Raw genomic sequence first — 17,883 nt, forward strand, 5'->3', positions numbered from 1 at the left:
AGCCAGCTTGCGAGTGCAAAACGCTTAAATTAAAGACCTGCCTCTCCGGTGATGCGCACGCCATCTTTTACCGCATCGTCGGGATGGGTGATGACCCGCTCGCCTTCCTTCAGGCCGGAGACAACCTCTGCCGCCAGGCCGTTGCGCCGACCGATTTTCAGGACTCGCTGCCGCGCCCGCCCGTTTTCGTCAACGAAAACGGCCCAGTTCTGACCGGAACGGAACAGCGCCCCGACCGGAACCTGCAAAACGTCCTCTTTTTCCCAGACGATAAAACTCGCATCGAGGCGGTAGCCGTCGCCGACGGCGCGCCATGTTTCCGGAGGGGAAACAATATCCGCAAGCACCAGCACCCGCTGCTCCTCGACGCCGAGGCTCGAGATCTTGGTGAAGCCCGCCGGCTCTACGGTGCGGACAACCCCTTCCAGAGTATCCTCGCCGCCCCAGCGTTTAAAAACCGCCTTTGTTCCCTTTTTTATCCTCACCGCGTCGGAGGAAAGCACCTCGACGCGGACTTCAAGCGCCCGGACATCGCCGATCTCCAGGAGCGGCTCGCCGGCGCTGACGGGCCCCTCGCTTTTGCGCAGCACCCGGAAGACAACCCCGTCTAACGGCGAGGCAACCTTCAGGGTTTCCGGCTTTTCCTGGTTTCCGCGGGGAAAGACGTTTTTAAGCGCCGCTTTTGCCCGTTCAAGCTCGAAGCGGGAGGCTTCAGCCGCGGCCGCGGCTGCGAGCTGAACGGCCTTCGCCTTCTTTGCCGCTGCCTCCGTCTGATCGAGCTGATCCTTTGCAACATACCGTTTTAAATATAAATTCCTTATTCGTTCGACCCGCTTTTCGCTATACTCGACATCGGCCTGCGCGGCCTGTTCCTTTTCCCGTGCCGCCTTGAATCCGGCTTCCGCTGCGAGTTCGAGGGCATCCCCCTCCTCGCGGGTGCGCCTGTCTAACGGCTGCGACCGGGGCGGTTCTATAGAAACCAGAACCTGTCCCTTGCGGAGGGCATCCCCCACGTTCAATCGATTGCGGGTAATATATCCGGCAACCGGCGCCGAAACGAGAAACCTCTCCTTCAGCCGGGTGCGCCCCTCCTCCTCGATTGCCACCCGGAGCGGCGCCCGCGCCGCCGCGACGAGTTCGACCGCGACGGGTTTCGGCAGAAAACCGTAAATTGTCGCCAGGATAACGGCGAGGATGATGACGGTCAAAAGAAGCGTTCTTCGTGTGGCAGCTTTCATAATTTATTCCTTCGTTTTCAATACTTCGACAAGATCGAGCGTGTCTAAGCGGCGCCGGACGATTAGCCCCGAAAAGGAGGCCGATATCAGCACGACGGCCGCGGCCAGTGCGTATGTATGCATTTCTATTATCAGGGGAACGCGAAACAGATCGGAGGCGAGCGCCCCGGCGATATACGCGCACAAAAGGCGCCCGGCGATAAAGCCCAGCGGCAGAGCGGCAAGCGTGAGCAGCCCCAGCTCACCCAGCAGGATATACGATATCTCCCCGCGCGTGTATCCCAGTACCCTGAGACTTGCAAGTTCACGGCTTCGTTCTGAAAATGCTATCCGGGCACTGTTATAGACAACACCGAAGGCGATCGAGCAGGCCATCAGCGTCGCAATGAACGTGAAAAAGAGCATCCCCCGCGCCTGGACATCGTGGAAGTTTTTGATATCATTGCGTCTAATAACAATCCCGCCCACCCTCGGCATGTCGGTGAATTGACGGTAGAGCGCCTCGTTTTGCAGGGAGTCGGTCAGCAGATACGCGCCGGAAAGCGCGTTTCCCTCCCGCAGCAGACGGTTGAGAGCGCCCGTATCCATGTATCCCAGCACGCCGAGAAAAAGCTTGGCCGTGCCTGCGACCTGAATCCGGCGTACCGGTTTTGCCCCTTCGAGAATCTCGACGGTCAGCAGATCGCCGGTCCGGATGTCGAGCATTTTGGCCAGATAGTCATTGATAACAATGCCTTCGGGCGGAATCTCCACCCGCTGCAGATTCGTGTCCAAAAGCAGATGCAGACGGCTTTCCGGTTCGATCCCGTAGATTGCCGTCCGGTAGCTTTTATGACCGGAGACGAACCGCGCCGGGACCCGGCGATAGCCCTCGGCATTTCGCACCCCCGGGAGATTCTTCAGTTCGTACAAGGTCTTAAAGGAAGAAGTCTCGACGAAGCTTATTCTCATATCCTCCTTCTGCGAGCGGATAAACTGGACATCAATTATGAAGTTTACGGAATCCTTGAAGAAACCGCTGGCGATCATTGTCGCGCAGGCGACGGCGATCCCGATTATCGAAAGCATGGTTCTGACCGGTTTGCGGGAGAGGTTCCGCAGAATCATCCGGGAGGGCTGTGAAAGCAGGCGGCCGACGATCGTCTTTTCGAGAAATGTCACCCGATAGCGGGCGGGCGGCTCGGGCCGCATCGCCTCGGCGGGGGGCTGTCGGGCGGCCCGGGCAAGGGAAAAGAGCGTGCCGGCCAGAGCCGCAAGGATGCTGATTACCAGCGCCTCAATGACGACATGGGGATATAAGGTATAGATAAGCATGGGGAAACGGTAAACGGCCATGTAGATGTCGCCCAGCATCCGGCCGAACCAGATTCCGGCCGCCACGCCGCCGCAGAGACCAGGCAGGATGATCAGAACGACCAGCTTCGCGTAATGGACGCCGATGGCGGCGTTCGTGTAGCCGAACGCCTTCAGGATGCCGATCTGCTCGCGCTGCATGTTGATCGTCCGGCTCATGACGACGTTCAAAAGAAAGGCGGCGACGAAGATGAAGATCGTCGGAAAGATCCGGGCGCTCTGGCGGAGCTGCTGAAACTCGCCGGTCAGAAGCCGGTGGGAGATCTGATCCTTGCGGGGGTGGGCGCCCAGTCCCCCGGAGGAATCGACGGTGGCGTCGAGCGCGGCGATAACGTCGCTGGAGCGGGCGTTTTTCGACAGGGTCAGAACGACGTCGTTGAAGGCGCCGTCCATGTCGTACGATCGGGCAAGGGCCTTGCGTCCCAGCCAGAGCACCCCGTATCGCTTAAAATCGGGGCTGGTCGCGTCCGGCCGCATCAAGAGTACGAACTCCGGGGAAAGGGCGATGCCGACAATTACCAGTTCCTTGCGCTTGCCGTTGATGATCGCCGCAAAACCGTTGCCTGGTTCAAAACGGTGGGCGAGGGCGAAGCTTTCGTTGATTACGACCTCGTTTTCCCGGGTCGGGTCGGCCAGTCTGCCCTTTCGCAAGTAGAGACGGTTCAAGAGCGGTTCGCCCTCCTCCGGCAGCGACACGAGCCGGGCCGTGACCGGTTCGGCAAAACCGGCGACGTCGAGTTTGGCATAACCGCAGACCCTTGTTTCGACAAGGGAAACGCCGGGAATTTCGGCTATTTTTTGCTTCAGGCTCTCCGGCGCCCGCTTCAGCGAGACAAAAACGTCGGCAAACCGGTAGTCGCGGTAGAAGGCGTCCCGGGTAAGCGAAAGGGAATCGATCGTGCTGATGAACATGATGAAGGTTGCCAGACCGCTTACAACTACGAGGGTGATCGCGAAGACCTGCCCCTTGAGGTGCAGGATATCCCGGAATATTTTTCGATCGAGCGACTTCACGCCCTCACCACTGAAGTTCACTTGACGATTTTTTGACCTTGTTTTCCGCAATTTCCGTGATGAGGCCGTTGCTTAAATGGATGACCCGGTCCGCCATCCCGGCGATGTCGGCGTTGTGGGTGATGATAACGGTTGCCGTGCCCAGCTCCCGGTTGATTCTTTCAAGGACCTCGAGGACGACGATTCCTGTTTGGGAATCGAGCGCGCCGGTCGGCTCGTCGCAGAGCAGCACCGCCGGATTCTTCGCAATCGCGCGGGCGATTGCGACCCGCTGCTGCTCGCCTCCGGAAAGCTGGGCGGGAAAATGGTCGAGCCGCTCGCCCAAGCCGACCAGCGTCAGCGCCTCTTGGGGTTTCATCGGGTTGTGGGCGATCTCGGTGACGACGGCAACGTTTTCCAGCGCGTTCAGACTGGGGATCAGGTTGTAAAATTGAAAAACGAACCCGACACTGGTGCGGCGATATTCGGTCAGCTCCCGTTCGCCGGCGGACGTCAGTTCCTTTTCCCGGTAAAACACCGTCCCGCTGGTCGCCGTGTCCAAACCGCCGATGATGTTCAAAAGCGTTGATTTTCCGCTTCCCGAGGGGCCGAGCAGCACCACCAGCTCCCCGGTAAAGATCTCGAGATTCGCCCCCCGGAGGGCATGAACCTCAACCTCTCCCATCAGATACACCTTGGCGAGATTTGTTACCTGAAATACCGTGTCGCTCATCTACAGACCATTGTTCAGAAAATAAAAAACCCGATAATTGTCAAGATGATCCACCGAAAAAACTTGATCACCGGGTCAAGCGCCCCGATGTACAGAAGACCGATGATAATGAAAAATCCGTATGGTTCGAGGCGGGCGAGGGCGTACTGGGCCCGGGATGACAGAAACCCCATCAGGATCTTTGAGCCGTCCAGGGGCGGGATCGGGATCAGGTTGAACGCCGCGAGCATGATGTTGATCTGCGTCATGTAGTACAAAAGCAGGCCGAGCGAACTGGAAGATTCCGGCGCCAGCAGCCTGAACAGCAAAACTGAGATAAAAGCCATGATCATGTTGGCAACAATGCCGGCCGCCGCGACCATGATCAGCCCGGAGCGGGTGCGGATATAGCCCATATTGATCGGCACCGGCCTGGCCCAGCCGAAGCCGACGAAAAGCAGCATCAGCGTACCGATCGGCTCAAGGTGGCCAAGCGGGTTCAAGGTCAGCCGGCCCGCGTTTTTTGCCGTCGGATCCCCCAGCTTCCAGGCGACCCAGCCGTGGGCCAGTTCGTGAAAAATAATCGCATACAGAAGCGGAACCGCCACCAGCAGAAACGACAGCGGATCCTTGAACAACAGATTTACCAGTCCCATTCATTTTTCTCCATGAATGTTCTCCCTGAAAAAGGTCAGGGCTCGATTCGTTTTATGGTGTCTACGCGTGAAAGGTGTTTACGATCAAAGGAATAGACGTCCCCGATATGCATTTTTTCCATCAGGGCGGCTATGTAGCCATCAACGATGTCGATGTTTTTTTCTTCGTACAGCTCCAACGCCCTGCTCACGAGGGGAGCGTTTACCACATCCAGCCCCGGCGTCGCCAGGATGGAGCGAATCATCGGCGTGATCTCTCCATGCCTCAGGGCGTATGACGACTCGAGCACCCAGATCAATTCAACGATGACGATATCGGCTGTGACAAGTTTCATCCTGCCCGCGGATGCCTCAACGAGAAGCGCCTCGACGCGGTCGGCTTTTTCGGCATCGTCGTCGGTGAGGTAGCGGACAAAAAGGTTCGTATCGACAAAGCAACTGTTCATTTCACTTCACCCGTTATCCGTTCGGCAAGGGCGTCTTTGGCCTGAGAACGTTCAGCGGCGAACGAAGATGCTGGTTTGGCTTTCACCGCCCCCCGCAGAGACTTAAGGGTGCGGAGCGGCTGGATGACTATTCGATCTCCCTCGCGGAGAAAGGCAACCCGGTCATTGGGCTCGATACGCAGTGCGTCCCGAATGTATTTGGGGATCGTTACCTGCCCCTTTGTGGTAACTGTAGAGAGCATAATTCAAACCTCCGTCTATGTTTCTTACTGCTGATAATATGTAAGGATATGTGTTTTGTCAAACACTATTGATGACAGCGGGATAAGATTTTCTTGTGGTGAAACGCCGGCAATGATAAGGTGTGCTCACTTTTCCAGACCAGAAGGGAGATTTGTCGGACGTGAAGATTATTCTTGCCGGGCACAACATAGACCGTGATATTATAAATGAGTTTCAATACTTGCAGCCGGAACGCCGTGATCTGACGCCGGAGACGATCGCTGCCGCCTATGCGCGGATCAGCCGTAATCCGGCGCCGGTGAACGAGTTGCGGGCGAGCGCGCGGGGCGAGGTGGAAAAGGCCCGTCTCTCCAATAAAAATATTGTCTTTGAGATGGGACACAGCTCGATTGCCGAACACGCCGTCTTCAACATCGACATTATCGGCGTGTCCAGGCTGCTTGTCGAAGAAATAGAGCGAGCGCGGCTTGTCTCCTATACTGAAAAATCGCAGCGTTATGTGCTGCTCGCCGATGATTTCGTCATTCCGGATGAGGTTCGCGGCGCCGGATTGGAGGAGCTTTTTGTTGCCGTCATCCGCCGGCAGAACGCCTTTTACCGGGAACTATATGGGCAGCTCAGGCCGTATGTATTCGAAAAAAATAAAGAACTTGCCGCCGATCCGGCGAATGCGGCTTTGCTGGAGGGCTGGGCCAAGGAGGATGCCCGCTACTGTCTGGCGCTGGCGACCGAGACGCAACTGGGGATGACGATCAACGCCCGGAATGCCGAACTGATGATCCGCCGTCTTGCCGCCTCGCCCCTCGCCGAGGCGAGAAGGTTTAGCGGCATGCTGTATGAGGCGGTAAGCGGCATCGCCCCGTCCCTTGTCCGCTACACCCGCCCCACCCCCTACGACCGGGAAAGGGCAGGGGAACTGCATGCGGATATGGAGCGGCTGGCCGACAAAATATCCGACTATGCAGGAAAAGTGGATGACGGCGAGGCGCAGGGCGTTGTCCGCCTGCTTTCTTTTGACCCCCGGGGAGATGACAAAATCGCGGCGGCGCTGTTGATGTCCGCCTCCAACCTCTCTTTTGCGGAGTGTTCCCGCATCGTCGAGGGGATGACCTTAAGCGAAAAAGGGGGGCTTTTCAAAACGGCGCTTCAGAAAATGAGTGCCCACGACGTCGCACCCCGGGAGTTTGAGCACGCGTCTTTGACGTTTGAACTTGTCTGCAGCGCTTCCTGCTATGCTCAGTTGAAGCGCCACAGAATGGCGACGCTTTCAGCTCAGGGGTATAACCCGGCGCTCGGGGTGACGATTCCTCCGGCCGTGATGGCTATCGGCAGGGAGGCTGACTTGCGCAAGCTGTGTCTCGAAGCGGAAAAGGTTGCCCGGAAGATAGCGGAAACGGGCCCGGCTGCCGCCGCCTATCTCCTGACCAATGCCCACCGCCGCCGGGTCATCATGACTGTAAACGCCCGGGAGCTTTACCATATTGCCCGTGTTCGCGCTGATCGTCACGCCCAGTGGGATGTCCGCCAGATGGCGGCAAGAATGGTAAGTCTCGGAAAAGAGGCGCTGCCGCTCGCCTCGCTGCTTGCCGGCGGCAAGGATGAATTTGCCGCTATCCATGCGGGCGTATTCGGCAAGGGGGAATGAGGGACGGCTCGGCAGCCCATTGTTGATGTTGTAATTGAGGCGCGCTTCTGTTAAGCATGTCCGGGATCGCGGATGGCCCGTTTTTATAAATATGATGACAAAGGAGAGGAGACAAGGATGATTGATGTCATGAAGGATGGACCTGTTAATCCTGTGAAGATACAGGACAATACATTTCGCGATGGGCACCAGTCCATCTATGCGACGCGGATGCGGACGGAAGACATGCTGCCCATTGCCGAACAGATGGATGAGACTGGTTTTTGGGCGATGGAGGTGTGGGGCGGCGCCACGTTTGACACAATGCATCGTTTCCTTGGCGAGGATCCTTGGGAGAGGCCGAAAACCCTCAAAAAATACATAAAAAAGACGCCATTTTCCATGCTGCTGCGGGGGCAGAATCTGGTCGGGTACCGCAATTACGCCGACGACGTGGCCCGGCTCTTCGTCGATAAGGCCTGCGATGCGGGGATTGACGTGTTCCGCGTTTTCGACGCCCTCAACGACCTGCGCAACTTCGAGACGGTGGTCGAGCGGATCAAGGCGAACGGCAAGCATTTCGAGGGGGCGATTTCCTATTCCCTGACGGAACGTCATCTGGGCGGGCCGGTGTTCAACATGGAGTACTACGTCAATCTCGCCAAAAAACTGGAGGCGATGGGGGCGGACAGCGTCTGCATCAAGGACATGGCCGGGATCATCTCTCCTTACGATATCTATGATCTGATTACGGAAATGAAGAAGGTCGTCAAGGTTCCCCTGCACCTGCACACGCACTACACAAGCGGGATGGCGTCGATGGCCTATATCAAGGCGATCGAGGCCGGCGTGGACATTGTCGATACCTGCCTTGCCCCCTACGCGCTGCGCACCTCGATGCCGGCCATCGAACCCTTGATGGTAGCTCTGCAGGGGACAAAGCGGGACACCGGCATGAATCTGCACAAGCTGATCAAAATGGGCGACCACCTGGAGAAAATTGCCCCCAAGTATAAGCAGAATCTGGCATCGAATACGCTTTCCCTGATCGACGCTGGCGTCCTGGAACACCAGATCCCCGGCGGCATGATCTCCAATCTGGTTAGTCAGCTCCGGGGGATGAACGCCCTGGATCGCATTGGCGAGGTTTATGCCGAGATTCCGCGGACCAGGACGGAAGCGGGCACCCCGCCCCTGGTTACCCCGACCTCCCAGATTGTCGGCGTGCAGGCGGTGATGAATGTCGTGGCCGGCCGGTACAAGATGATTAACAACCAGTTCAAGGACCTGATTTACGGTTTGTACGGAAAAACGCCGACCCCCATTGATCCCGAGGTGCAGAAGGTCGTTTTGAAGCGCAACAAGCGCGGTCAGACGCCGATTACCGGCCGGCCCGCCGATTATATCGAGCCGGAACTGGCAGACGCCAGGGCGAAGATCGGAGAACTTGCGAAAAATGATGAAGATCTGCTTACTTACGCACTATACCCGGCGACCGGCGAGCAGTTTTTGAAATGGAAATACGGGGTGGAACCGATGCCGGACAGTGTAATGCCTGCCCCGGTGGTGGAAGAGGGCAAGGGAAAATAGACAGGTAAATATCAGCCGGTAAGTCATTGCCCCCGGCGGCACAGGGCGCCTTAACACAGCGCCCCGTTTTGCCGGAGGCATTTTTGATCCTATGCCAGCATGCCGCCGTCAACCGTCAGGCACATCCCCGTTGTGTAGGATGCCGCATCGGAGACGAGATACAGCACAGCCCCGGCCATTTCCGCCGGCTGGGCGATTCGCCCCAACGGGATCATCGGCAGCGCGATCTTCATGATTTCCTCGCTTTGCGTCAGCGCGGAGGCGAATTTGGTGTCGGTGAGCCCCGGCAGCAGGGCATTTACCCGGATGTGGTACGGGGCAAGCTCTCGGGCATAGACCTTCGTCATGGAGATGACCCCCGCCTTGGTAATCGAGTAAACCCCCTGAAAAAGCGCGGGCCGGACGCCGTTTATCGATGCGACATTGACGATTGCCCCCCCGCCTGATTTCTGCATCAGTCGGGCGGCGCACTGACAGGCAAAAAAGGGTCCCTTCAGGTTGACGGCAAAGGTTTTGTCCCAGGCCCTTTCCTCGATGCTCAACGCGTCCCCGAAGGACGGGTTGGCGCCGGCGTTGTTCACCAGAATGTCGAGCTTGGGGAAGCGCTTCGCGACTTCGGCAAACAATGTCTGAATCTGCTCGATGTCCCCCATGTTACAGACGAGCGATTCCACCTCGCCGCCTGCCTCCCTGATTTTCGTCTCCACGCGCTGGAGGTTTTCCGGTCTTCTGCTGACCAGAATCACCCGGGCCCCGTGGGCGGAGAGTATTTTGGCGATAGCCTCGCCGATGCCGCGACTGGCGCCGGTTATCAATGCCGTTTTTCCTTTCAGACTGAATAGATCCATCATTTTCTCCTTTTTAAGTGTTACAGTACCGATTTCTCGATCAGCCGTTTGCAAGCTGCTTCGAGAACCTGAACGGCGGCGATCATCAGTTTAAAGCGCTCGTCTTTGGTCTGGCCGTGGTAGAAGCGCCAGTAAATCTGCTGGACGATTCCGGCCAGCCGGAACATTCCGAAACAATAGTAGAAATCGCTTTTTTCAACGGGTATTCCCATCCGCTCCGAGTAGCGTTTGATAAACTCCTGCCGCGTAAACATTCCGGGCAGGTGCGTCGGAATCATCCGGATGGCCTGCATGGCGGGCGGGTCGTCGTGATTGGTCCAGTAGGCCAGCGCCCCGCCGAGATCCATCAGCGGATCGCCGATCGTCGCCATTTCCCAGTCGAGGACGCCGACTATCCGAAACGGATCGTCGGGGTGCAAAACCACGTTGTCAAAACGGTAGTCGTTGTGGATCACCGAAACATGCGGACTTTCCGGCGGCATCTTTTCGTGCAGCCAGGCCATTACGTCCTCAAAATCGGGGGCGTCGGGCGTTTTTGCCGTCCGATAGCGTTCCGACCACCCCTCAACCTGCCTTTTGACGTAACCCGCCGGCTTGCCGAAGTCTTCCAGGCCTATTTTCCGGTAATCGACCTGGTGCAGCTCCACGAAGACAGCGATCAGTTTTTCACAAAGCCGGGCCGCTTCTTTTGGCTGGAGCGCGAGCGATTTCGGCAAATCCCGGCGGATGATCAGCCCCTTTATCCGCTCCATGACGTAAAAGGGGCAGCCGATAAGCGTCTCGTCATCGGTGTAGGCAAGCGGCTCCGGGCAATAGGGGAAGGCCGGGCGGAGCGCCTGGAGCATCCGGAACTCCCGCCCCATGTCGTGGGCTGTTTTTGCCTTGCGGCCCAACGGCGGTCTGCGGAAGACCAGCTCGCGGTCGCCTACGCGAATCAGGTAGGTGAGATTGGAGTGTCCGCCGGGAAACTGGGATACCGTGAGTGCGCCCTTCAATTGCGGGATATTGTCCTTGAGAAACTGCTCCACCCTTTTTATGTCGAACTCTTCGCCCTCGCGAATCGGGCGTGTCTCATCCGCGACATCCATTGTAGCCCTCCTTCAGCTTTCCTTCAGAAAATGGTCCATCATTTCAATCAGAAAACGGGCGTAGTCTTCCACCGAGACGGCGCGTTTCTGGTATTTCCAGGGCTTCAGGTACCAGTCCTGAAGCATCGCCTTTAAAACCGCGGCGGTCAGGGTTGGCTCAATCGCCCGGAAACATCCCGCCGCGATCCCGTCTTTGATGATTTCCACAAAGATGCCCTCTGTGTATAGCTCCATCTCGATGGCCTTTTTCTGCTCCTCCCGCCGGAGGTTTTTGGCCTCCATGTAATTGAAGTAGAACCAGGGCTTCATGATTTCGCTCATGTATAGATGGGCCTCGATCGCCTGAACCAGCCGTTCTCCGGGAGCGGAATCCGATCTTATCTCGCCTGATAGCGCCGTATTCATCAGCCGGCTGCCGAAGCTGCGGATCATGGCGAGCAGTTCTTCCTTGCTTTTGAAGTATGAATAGAGCGCCCCCATGCTGAGGTTCGCCTCGCGGGCCAGATCGCGCACGCTCATCGCCTGAAAGCCCTTGCTGCTGCTGAGCGCAAGCGTTGAGTCGAAGATTCGGACAAGGTTGCGGACCGCGGTTTCATCCTTCTTTATCCGGATCTGCTCTCGGTTTGCGTTCAGGAACTCACTGCAGATCTGCTCGCTGGAGAGGTTCGCCGAATTTTTGAATGTCTGGAAACCGCGCATGGCCTGTTCCTTTATTTAACGGTTTTGCCGACGTATTCCCGCAAGATCCGCCGGGCAACGGACATCTTGTGCACCTCGTCGGCGCCGTCGTAGATACGGGCCGCCCGTTCATGGCGGTAAAAAAACGGGATGATGACATCGTCGGTCATTCCCAGTCCGCCGTGCACCTGCAGGGCGCGATCGACAACGTTCTGCATTACTCCGGCCACATGGAACTTGATCAGCGAAATATCCTCGCGGGCCTCTTTTACCCCCAGATTGTCGATCTTCCACGCCGCATTGAGCGTCATCAGCCGCGCCCCCTGGATAGCGGCGGCGCATTCGGCGATCCACGCCTGGATAATCTGTTTGGAGGCAAGCGTTTTTCCGTCGGAGGTGATAATCCGCTCCGACGCCCTTTTGCACATCAGATCGAAGGCGCGGCTGCAAACCCCGAGCCAGCGCATGCAGTGGTGGATACGCCCCGGGCCGAGACGCTCCTGGGCGATCACGAAGCCCATTCCTTCGGGGCCGAGCAGGTTTTTCTGCGGTACGCGGCAGGACTGATAGAGGATCTCCGCGTGGCTGAAATAATCATCCCCTGCGTGCCCCATGACGGGGATGTTGCGCACCAGGTTAAAGCCCGGCGTGTCGGTCGGAACGATGATCATGCTGGCCCGCAGGTGCGGCGGGGCTTCAGGGTTGGTTGCCGCCATGACAATGGCGAAGGCCGAGCCGTCCGCGGATGAGGTGTACCATTTCTGGCCGTTAATCACATAGAAGTCGCCGTCTTTTACCGCGGTTGTGTCCATCATGACGGGGTTGGAACCGGCGAGATTAACCTCCGTCATCGAAAAACAGCTCCGGATTTGACCGGCGACGAGGGGTTTCAGCCAGCGTTCTTTTTGCGCCTCGTTCCCATATTTGTAGAGTATTTCCATATTTCCGGCGTCGGGCGCCTGGCAACCGAAGACGTAATGGCCAATGGGCGTCCGCCCGAGTTCCTCCGAGACGAGACCGTGCTCCAGGAGGCTCAGCCCCAGGCCGCCGTATTCCTGCGGCTGGTTGGGAGCCCAGAGCTCCATCCGCTTGACCATTGCCCGTTTTTCTTCGAGAACGGGGAGCAGCTCCCGGAAGGGCTTCTTTAAATATTCCGCCTCCAACGGGATCAATTCCCGGTCAACAAATTCCCTGATCATGCCGGTTATGGCCTGCATCTTTTCCGATAGCGAAAAATCCATCATTGCCTCCTGAAAGAAAAAAGTTATTATCTGCAAGTAAACTGCTCATGCAGTCAGGCTGAAGCCTGACGCACTCGCAGTGCTGCTAAATGTAAACAGACATCAATCATCTACCGGTATGTGACGAGCTCCTGCTCCCTCCGGAGGGACAGGTGGGCGGTTTCATTGAATGACGCGATGGTAAAGCGATCACCCTTGTAAAGAAATTTTGTTATCGAGGCGTTGGCTATCTGCCAGCCCAGCCGGATCGTCTCCTCGTTGGAAAGTTTAAGCGCCCGCTGGAGGGCCGCGGAAATGGGCCCGCCCGAGGTGAAGATGAGGATTGTCCTGCCCGCAGGATGATCATTGATGATCTTTTCTATTCCGTTCCAGACTCGAGAGGTAAATTCCTCCCAGGTGGGGAGGCCTTCCTTTTTGTATTTTCCGGTTGCCCAGCCGGATAAAGCCTGCTCGAATAGTTCCTGGAATTTCTTTTTTTCCGCATATTTCTGAAGGATGTTTTCGGGCAACGAGGACTCCTCGCCGACGATTTCCCTTACAAACGACAGCAGAATTTCCTGAGAGCCATACTCGTTAAAGGCTTTTTCGATCCGGGGGGACAGGATAGGGGGGACGGCATTTTTATACATTTCCACCGTCTGTTTTGCCGTGTCGATCTGCCTTTTCATCTGGCCCGAATAAAGAATATCGGCGGCGACGCCGACTGCCGCAAGATACTCGGCCAGCACCCGGGACTGTATTATTCCCTTGGGGGAAAGGCGGTCGTAGTCCTCGCTGCCAAAGGATGCCTGTCCGTGACGGATCATGTAGATAGTTCCCATATCTATGCTTTTACTACAGGGTGTAAGGGGTGTCAATAACTTTATAGAGCGAGCGCTCGTTTTTGTCAGCCTTACCGTGATCCTGGGGGCCGCTTCGTACCAGATTTACAGCAAAACCAGAGCGGTGATGGAGGCAGAAACCTTGAGCGCTTCCAGGCAGATCGCGGTGACGATCGGCGATACCGTGACGGCTTATGGCGAAACGGGCGATATGAATGGCTTGGGGCTGTTTCTGAAAGCTACCGCTGCGCGCAAGGATGTGGAAAGCGTTCATGCCGTCCGGGACCCTGCCGTCGCCGCGCAGTTCAAAGAGCGTCAGGGGGGGCAGCCTCAGGATGAGATGGAGAAGCTGGCACTCTCCACAGGTAAGGAAACATTCAATGTTTACAGGGACAAGAGCCTGATCCGGTTTGTTCTTCCCATTATTGCCAAAAAAGACTGCCTTTCTTGTCACAATACAGCCAAGGAGAACGATGTATTTGGCGCGGTATCGGTATCGTTACGCTCTGACCATGCCGAGCCGAGATGGCGGTGAAAGCGATTGGCTAAAACTCCCTCATTGCCTTCGGCGTGGGGATTATCCTGGAGATTTTGCTGCTCAACCTCATGCTGGGCCGGGTGGTTATCCGCCCCATCCAACGGGTGGCAGCGGCGCTGGCCGAGGGTGGCGAGCAGGTGGCGGCGGCAGCCGGTCAAATCTCCTCGTCAAACCAGGCATTGGCGGAAGGGACCTCGGAACAGGCGGCCTCGCTGGAAGAGACATCCTCTTCGCTGGAAGAGATGTCTTCGATGACCAAACAGAATGCCGACAATTCCGTCCAGGCCAAAGCGATGATGGGCGAGGTGCGGAAAATCGTCGGCAAGGTGGATGTACAGATGGGGAACATGGTTAAGGCTATCGGGGAGATCACGCGCTGAATCAGCCCCGCAGCGCCGCCAATATTTCCTCGATATCGGGAAGCTGCCGGAGCGGGTAGAGTTTGATGAAAATGACCTTGCCCGCTTCATCCAGGATAATGTTGGCCCTTTCTGAAAAGCCTTCGGCCCGGAGAATTCCCAGGGATTTGGCCACCCCACCGTGCGGCCAGAAATCGGCGAGCAGCCGGGTGTTTTTGATTTTCAGGCTTTTGGCCCAGGCTGCCTTGCAGGGAACGCTGTCAATGCTGAGGCCGAGGGCGACGGTGTTGAGTTTGTCCAGGGCCTTTTTACTTTTCTCCAGGGACTGCATCTGCTGGGCGCAGACGGGCGTCCAGGCCAGCGGATGAAAGGAGAGCAGCACCCGTTTACCCCGGCATTCGTAAAGCCGAAAATCCTGGCCGTTCTGATCCTTTAGAGTAAAATCCTTAACCTTTTTACCAACTTTCGTTGTGCTATCCATAATAAGCCTCCTTGCGACGGACAAATTGCTTTCATCGAAACGCACTGTCGTTGCAGGAAAATATACAATGGTTGAGTCGGTTAGTCAATGATATGCTTGACGTCGTTTTTTGACGCAGTAAGGACCTATGATTTGCTGAAGCTGAGGGTTCTAAAAAAGTTCTTGACACGCTCCGTAAAATCTGTTCGAAAGACGCGGCGGGGTGGGGTTTGGTTTGATCCTTTCCATTATCAAACGAAAAATGCATTACAAATCAAGATAATTTAGAAGGGGAAGAAAATGAGGTACGCAGAGACAGGCTTTAATTTGGAAGTTGATCTATCTCGGGGCAGCGTTGACAGGGTGGAGACTGATCCAGGATTGACTGAGCTGCATCTGGGCGGTCTGGGCACCAATGCCAGGCTCTTATGGGACAGGGTTCCTGCCGATGCCGATCCCTTTTCTCCGGAAAACCTGCTGATCTTCGGCACCGGTCTTTTATGCGGCACCCCGGCCCCCGGCGCCAATCGCACCATCGTTACCACCCTTTCTCCCCAGACCAGGTTAATGGCTTTTTCGATGATGGGCGGGTTTTTCGCCCCGGAATTGAAGTACGCGGGTTATGACAAGGTGGTCATTCGCGGCAGGTCTCCCAAACTTGTTTATCTGTGGATCAACAACGACAAGGTAGAAATACGCGATGCCTCTCATCTGCAGGGGAAAGGCGCGGGCGAAACGGCGGAGCTGCTCCGGCAGGAATTGAAAGAACCGAAAGCCCAGGTGGTCTCCATCGGGCTGGCCGGGGAAAACAGGGTCTATTATGCCTCCATCGAGCAGGGCCGCTCCAGCGCCAGCCGGGGGGGAGTGGGCGCCGTTATGGGCGACAAGGGTTTAAAGGCGATAGTCGTCCGGGGAACAAAGGACATCAATGTTGCCGATCCTGCCAAATTTATGAGTCTTGCCAACGACGTGCTGAAATATATTCAATTCCGCGCCACAAACCCTATTCCCGGGGTGCCGGCCATTTTATCCGGACTCGGCTCGCCGCAGGAGATGGCAATTCATGATGAGTCGTGGCATACGGAGAATTTCGCCTGGGGGAATGCCCGTACTCGGAGAAAAGGTTTCTGGACAGAGGAAGTCGAAAAAACCTGGAGGGAAACCCAGGAAAACGCCCGGAAGCGGTTGATAAGTTGTTATAACTGTCCGATGAAATGCGGGGCAACTGTTTCTGTTCCCAATACGCCGGTCTATATGATGAAATGCTACTCCAAACTTACCTACACGATGGCGGCCATGTCCGATCTGGAGTTTGGCTTCCAGATTGCCCAGAAAGCCACGGAATATGGAGTGGACGCATTTTCCGCCCCGCAGACCATGGCCTTCGCCGTTGAGCTTTACGAGGCCGGCATTCTGACCGACCAGAATATGCCGGGATTCCCGACCGACAACAAGGAAAGATTTTACTGGCTGCTCGACAAAATTGTGCGGCGCGAGGGTATTGGCGATATTCTGGCCAATGGCACCTATTGGGCCGCCCAGCAGATTGGCAAGGGCGCGGAGGCCTACGCCCACAATAACATCAAGAAACATGAGCAACTTCCTCTCAAGCTGGGAATGCTGAATCCCATCTATTTTCTCATGTATTCGACCGGCGAAAAGATTGGCATTACCCAGATTGAAGGACAGTTCCCCCAGGCGCCGTTCAACACCAAAGAGGAGCGGGAAGAGTTTGTAAAGGATTGGTTCCAGGTTCCGGACGAAAAATTCAAGCAGTATTTTCTGGACTGGGAACCGCGCGGCGAAAACTCCAATCCCTATTACCCGACGGTTGGAATGTCCTGTGAAATTGTTGACTGGATGGAAAAGATGCACTACATCGATGACGCCCTTGGGGTATGCGCCGGTTTATCGTCATTTCCGCTGAAACCTCCCTATCATATGCACAATTACCCGCTTTTCATCTCCGCGGCGACCGGGATGGATATTGACGAGGCCGAGCTATCGCAAATAGCGAGGCGGAACCGGACGTTGGTGCGGGCGATTAACAGCCGAAGAGGCCTGAGAAGGGCCGATGAGAAGCCGCCTGAAGACCATTGGAAGAAGAGATTCCCCGAGCTGGAAGAGCAGCTTCGGGATGAGTACTACAAATTCAAGGGGTGGAATAGTCAAGGCATTCCCACGAAAGAGTCTTTACATGAGTTGGCGATGGATTTCGTCGGCGAAGATTTGGAACGAAGAGGGATCATAAAAAATGAAGGTTAAGAAGAAAATCAAGACAATCAAGGTCGTCGTTGACAAGTGCAATGGCTGCCGGGCCTGTGAGATGATCTGCTCCGCCTTTCACGCTAACCCGCAATACAGCAGCAATAATCCGGAAAGATCACGAATCCGGGTGATACGCGATCCCCTCAAGGACATATATGTTCCTGTTTACGCAGGGGAATATACCTCCGCCGAATGTATGGGGAGGGATAAATATGTCATTGACGGAAAGGAATACGGCGAGTGCGACTTTTGCCGGGCTTCGTGCCCCTCCCGGACGCTTTTCAAGGAACCGGATTCCGGTCTGCCGCTGAAATGCGATATGTGCGAGTCCGATCCGCCCCAGGAGAAGCCCCTGTGCGTTCAGTGGTGCATCAATGAAGCCCTGGTTTACGAAGAGCGCGAAGAGGAAGTCGAAGAAGGCGAAATGCTTGGAGACGTGGAAACAGGCCTGGAAGCGATGATCGACAAATACGGATTGCAGAAGATCGCGGATACCGTTGCCCGGATATCAATGTCCAGCAAGTGCTGATCAGCAAAAGTCAAGGCGAAACAATATCATAGAGGAACACAATGGAGACAGTGGCTCCTTACAGGGAGATAATAGACGTCATCAAGGAAAACGGCGGGGAGGTTTTCAAGTTCTGCTACCAATGCGGGATGTGCGACTCTGTCTGTCCGTGGAATCGGGTGATCAAGTTCAGCATGCGCAAGCTCATCCGTCAGGCCA

At 56.2% G+C, this 17,883-nt stretch carries 19 protein-coding genes; 7 read left to right on the plus strand and 12 right to left on the minus strand.

The annotated features are described in order from the left end of the window. Positions 1 to 29: 29 nt before the first annotated feature. From K0B01_13070 to K0B01_13095, 6 genes are read right to left on the minus strand one after another with little or no spacing between them, the layout of a single operon-like run. A complete protein-coding gene (locus K0B01_13070; protein ID MBW6487070.1) occupies positions 30 to 1,238 on the minus strand; it encodes an HlyD family efflux transporter periplasmic adaptor subunit in 1,209 nt (402 codons plus the stop codon). Positions 1,239 to 1,241: 3 nt separating this feature from the next. After that, complete coding sequence (locus K0B01_13075; protein MBW6487071.1) at positions 1,242 to 3,605, minus strand: ABC transporter permease; 2,364 nt, start codon at positions 3,603 to 3,605, stop codon at positions 1,242 to 1,244. A gap of 4 nt (positions 3,606 to 3,609) precedes the next feature. Continuing rightward, a complete protein-coding gene (locus K0B01_13080; protein MBW6487072.1) occupies positions 3,610 to 4,317 on the minus strand; it encodes an ABC transporter ATP-binding protein in 708 nt (235 codons plus the stop codon). Between the two features lie 14 nt (positions 4,318 to 4,331). After that, entirely contained in the window at positions 4,332 to 4,952 is a 621-nt protein-coding gene (locus K0B01_13085; GenBank protein ID MBW6487073.1) for a site-2 protease family protein, read from the minus strand. Positions 4,953 to 4,987: 35 nt separating this feature from the next. Beyond that, positions 4,988 to 5,398: a PIN domain-containing protein gene (locus K0B01_13090; protein MBW6487074.1), complete on the minus strand. Its 411-nt coding sequence runs from the start codon at positions 5,396 to 5,398 to the stop codon at positions 4,988 to 4,990. Further along, positions 5,395 to 5,640: an AbrB/MazE/SpoVT family DNA-binding domain-containing protein gene (locus tag K0B01_13095; GenBank protein ID MBW6487075.1), complete on the minus strand. Its 246-nt coding sequence runs from the start codon at positions 5,638 to 5,640 to the stop codon at positions 5,395 to 5,397. The genes K0B01_13090 and K0B01_13095 overlap by 4 nt, the downstream gene beginning before the upstream one ends. Before the next feature lie 161 nt (positions 5,641 to 5,801). On the opposite strand from K0B01_13095, the gene K0B01_13100 reads away from it, so the two are divergent. Continuing rightward, positions 5,802 to 7,286: an FAD-dependent thymidylate synthase gene (locus tag K0B01_13100; protein MBW6487076.1), complete on the plus strand. Its 1,485-nt coding sequence runs from the start codon at positions 5,802 to 5,804 to the stop codon at positions 7,284 to 7,286. 117 nt (positions 7,287 to 7,403) lie between these two features. Further along, the gene (locus K0B01_13105; GenBank protein ID MBW6487077.1) at positions 7,404 to 8,855 is read left to right on the plus strand and encodes a pyruvate carboxylase subunit B; all 1,452 of its coding nucleotides are present in this window, start codon (positions 7,404 to 7,406) and stop codon (positions 8,853 to 8,855) included. Positions 8,856 to 8,944: 89 nt separating this feature from the next. Here K0B01_13105 and K0B01_13110 read toward each other — a convergent pair whose 3' ends face one another. The 5 genes from K0B01_13110 to K0B01_13130 all read right to left on the minus strand — a co-directional run bounded on the left by K0B01_13110 (position 8,945) and on the right by K0B01_13130 (position 13,531). Next, positions 8,945 to 9,706 carry an SDR family oxidoreductase gene (locus K0B01_13110; protein MBW6487078.1) on the minus strand — a complete coding sequence of 254 codons (762 nt, stop codon included), beginning with the start codon at positions 9,704 to 9,706 and terminating at the stop codon, positions 8,945 to 8,947. Between the two features lie 17 nt (positions 9,707 to 9,723). Next, positions 9,724 to 10,791 (minus strand): phosphotransferase family protein, encoded by a 1,068-nt coding sequence (locus K0B01_13115; GenBank protein MBW6487079.1) that lies wholly within the window; start codon positions 10,789 to 10,791, stop codon positions 9,724 to 9,726. A gap of 12 nt (positions 10,792 to 10,803) precedes the next feature. Further along, entirely contained in the window at positions 10,804 to 11,490 is a 687-nt protein-coding gene (locus tag K0B01_13120) for a TetR/AcrR family transcriptional regulator (GenBank protein ID MBW6487080.1), read from the minus strand. A gap of 11 nt (positions 11,491 to 11,501) precedes the next feature. Further along, positions 11,502 to 12,713: an acyl-CoA dehydrogenase family protein gene (locus K0B01_13125; GenBank protein MBW6487081.1), complete on the minus strand. Its 1,212-nt coding sequence runs from the start codon at positions 12,711 to 12,713 to the stop codon at positions 11,502 to 11,504. A gap of 107 nt (positions 12,714 to 12,820) precedes the next feature. Then, positions 12,821 to 13,531: a histidine phosphatase family protein gene (locus K0B01_13130; GenBank protein ID MBW6487082.1), complete on the minus strand. Its 711-nt coding sequence runs from the start codon at positions 13,529 to 13,531 to the stop codon at positions 12,821 to 12,823. Between the two features lie 4 nt (positions 13,532 to 13,535). Here K0B01_13130 and K0B01_13135 point away from each other — a divergent pair, with 4 nt between their 5' ends. Together K0B01_13135 and K0B01_13140 are read left to right on the plus strand one after the other, a co-directional pair. Next, positions 13,536 to 14,066 (plus strand): DUF3365 domain-containing protein, encoded by a 531-nt coding sequence (locus K0B01_13135; protein MBW6487083.1) that lies wholly within the window; start codon positions 13,536 to 13,538, stop codon positions 14,064 to 14,066. 56 nt (positions 14,067 to 14,122) lie between these two features. Beyond that, positions 14,123 to 14,449 (plus strand): hypothetical protein, encoded by a 327-nt coding sequence (locus tag K0B01_13140; protein ID MBW6487084.1) that lies wholly within the window; start codon positions 14,123 to 14,125, stop codon positions 14,447 to 14,449. A gap of 1 nt (position 14,450) precedes the next feature. On the opposite strand, the gene K0B01_13145 is transcribed toward K0B01_13140, so the two are convergent. Continuing rightward, positions 14,451 to 14,909 (minus strand): redoxin domain-containing protein, encoded by a 459-nt coding sequence (locus tag K0B01_13145; protein MBW6487085.1) that lies wholly within the window; start codon positions 14,907 to 14,909, stop codon positions 14,451 to 14,453. A gap of 279 nt (positions 14,910 to 15,188) precedes the next feature. On the opposite strand from K0B01_13145, the gene K0B01_13150 reads away from it, so the two are divergent. From K0B01_13150 to K0B01_13160, 3 genes are all read left to right on the plus strand, one after another. After that, positions 15,189 to 17,153, plus strand: coding sequence for an aldehyde dehydrogenase (locus K0B01_13150; GenBank protein MBW6487086.1), 1,965 nt, complete (start codon positions 15,189 to 15,191; stop codon positions 17,151 to 17,153). Next, positions 17,143 to 17,685: a (4Fe-4S)-binding protein gene (locus K0B01_13155; protein ID MBW6487087.1), complete on the plus strand. Its 543-nt coding sequence runs from the start codon at positions 17,143 to 17,145 to the stop codon at positions 17,683 to 17,685. Before K0B01_13150 ends, K0B01_13155 begins: the two co-directional genes overlap by 11 nt. Positions 17,686 to 17,726: 41 nt before the next feature. Beyond that, positions 17,727 to 17,883, plus strand: a 157-nt coding sequence (locus tag K0B01_13160) for a 4Fe-4S dicluster domain-containing protein (protein MBW6487088.1), incomplete at its 3' end; no start/stop codon positions are given.

The sequence above is a fragment of the Syntrophobacterales bacterium genome, from assembly GCA_019429105.1.
Taxonomy (GTDB): domain Bacteria; phylum Desulfobacterota; class Syntrophia; order Syntrophales; family UBA5619; genus DYTH01.

What these genes read in the sequence shown, in the direction of transcription:
- K0B01_13115 (MBW6487079.1), bottom strand. Translation starts at nt 10,791, where the DNA reads ATGGATGTCGCGGATGAGACACGCCCGATTCGCGAGGGCGAAGAGTTC.
- K0B01_13125 (MBW6487081.1), bottom strand. Translation starts at nt 12,713, where the DNA reads ATGATGGATTTTTCGCTATCGGAAAAGATGCAGGCCATAACCGGCATG.
- K0B01_13135 (MBW6487083.1), top strand. Translation starts at nt 13,536, where the DNA reads ATGCTTTTACTACAGGGTGTAAGGGGTGTCAATAACTTTATAGAGCGA.
- K0B01_13090 (MBW6487074.1), bottom strand. Translation starts at nt 5,398, where the DNA reads ATGAACAGTTGCTTTGTCGATACGAACCTTTTTGTCCGCTACCTCACC.
- K0B01_13130 (MBW6487082.1), bottom strand. Translation starts at nt 13,531, where the DNA reads ATGGGAACTATCTACATGATCCGTCACGGACAGGCATCCTTTGGCAGC.
- K0B01_13080 (MBW6487072.1), bottom strand. Translation starts at nt 4,317, where the DNA reads ATGAGCGACACGGTATTTCAGGTAACAAATCTCGCCAAGGTGTATCTG.
- K0B01_13155 (MBW6487087.1), top strand. Translation starts at nt 17,143, where the DNA reads ATGAAGGTTAAGAAGAAAATCAAGACAATCAAGGTCGTCGTTGACAAG.
- K0B01_13110 (MBW6487078.1), bottom strand. Translation starts at nt 9,706, where the DNA reads ATGATGGATCTATTCAGTCTGAAAGGAAAAACGGCATTGATAACCGGC.
- K0B01_13150 (MBW6487086.1), top strand. Translation starts at nt 15,189, where the DNA reads ATGAGGTACGCAGAGACAGGCTTTAATTTGGAAGTTGATCTATCTCGG.
- K0B01_13105 (MBW6487077.1), top strand. Translation starts at nt 7,404, where the DNA reads ATGATTGATGTCATGAAGGATGGACCTGTTAATCCTGTGAAGATACAG.
- K0B01_13120 (MBW6487080.1), bottom strand. Translation starts at nt 11,490, where the DNA reads ATGCGCGGTTTCCAGACATTCAAAAATTCGGCGAACCTCTCCAGCGAG.
- K0B01_13085 (MBW6487073.1), bottom strand. Translation starts at nt 4,952, where the DNA reads ATGGGACTGGTAAATCTGTTGTTCAAGGATCCGCTGTCGTTTCTGCTG.
- K0B01_13095 (MBW6487075.1), bottom strand. Translation starts at nt 5,640, where the DNA reads ATGCTCTCTACAGTTACCACAAAGGGGCAGGTAACGATCCCCAAATAC.
- K0B01_13070 (MBW6487070.1), bottom strand. Translation starts at nt 1,238, where the DNA reads ATGAAAGCTGCCACACGAAGAACGCTTCTTTTGACCGTCATCATCCTC.
- K0B01_13145 (MBW6487085.1), bottom strand. Translation starts at nt 14,909, where the DNA reads ATGGATAGCACAACGAAAGTTGGTAAAAAGGTTAAGGATTTTACTCTA.